Genomic DNA, 875 nt, shown 5'->3' on the forward strand with positions numbered 1-875 from the left:
GGGGCGGGCGGAGCGGCCGTCGTACCTGCTGGTCGAGGGCGGCGAGGTCGTGTGCCGCGACGCCGGTGACCTGTGGGGGCTGGGCGTCGCCGCCACGACGGACGCCCTGCGCGCCAGGCACGGCGCGACGGCCCAGGTGGCGGCCATCGGGCCCGCCGGGGAGAACCTCGTCAGGTACGCGAGCGTGGTCACCGGCCACGCCCATCCCGCCGGACGGTACGGCCTGGGCGCGGTCTTCGGCGCCAAGAACCTCAAGGCGGTCGTGTGCGCGGGCGACGTTCCCGCGCCGGTCGCCGACTCTGGCACGATCGCCGCGCTGACGGCCTTCTACCGGGAGTCGCTGGCCACGAACCCGCTGGCGGCGCTGCAGGCGGGTGAGCCGGGGTTCGCCGGGTGGGCGGGCGATCCTCTCGATCCCGGCTACGCGTCCGTGCGCAACTTCTCGGTGCCGGGGGCGGGCGGGCTGCGCCTCCCGGCCGTCCGCGACTACGACGGGCGGGCGGTGTCGACCACGGGCGCGTGCCCGGGGTGCCCGAACGACTGCCTCAAGGTGTACGCCCCGCCCGGACCGGCCGAGCGGCGCTCCGGCGGGCTCGGGCAGGAGGCGTTCCTGTCGCTCGGGTGGAACCTGGGCATCGACGACCTGGACGCCGTGCTCGCCGCGAACGCCCTCTGCAACGACCTCGGCCTCGACCCCGTCTCGCTCGGCGGAACGCTCGCCTTCGCGATGGAGTGCGCGGCGCGCGGCCTGCTGCCCGGCGGGCCGGCGTTCGGCGACGCGGCGGCGCTGCCGGGGCTGATCAGGGATGTTGCCGCCCGTGCCGGCGAGCTGGGCGACCTGCTGGCGGAGGGGTCGGCCAGGGCGGCGGCGCGGG

At 77.3% G+C, this 875-nt stretch carries 1 protein-coding gene; it reads left to right on the top strand.

Annotated features, from left to right (window positions below):
* Positions 1–875, top strand: an 875-nt coding sequence (locus tag E1292_RS50530; RefSeq protein WP_220447476.1) for an aldehyde ferredoxin oxidoreductase C-terminal domain-containing protein, incomplete at both ends; no start/stop codon positions are given.

The sequence above is a fragment of the Nonomuraea deserti genome (assembly GCF_004348685.1).
In the GTDB taxonomy this organism is placed as follows: domain Bacteria; phylum Actinomycetota; class Actinomycetes; order Streptosporangiales; family Streptosporangiaceae; genus Nonomuraea; species Nonomuraea deserti.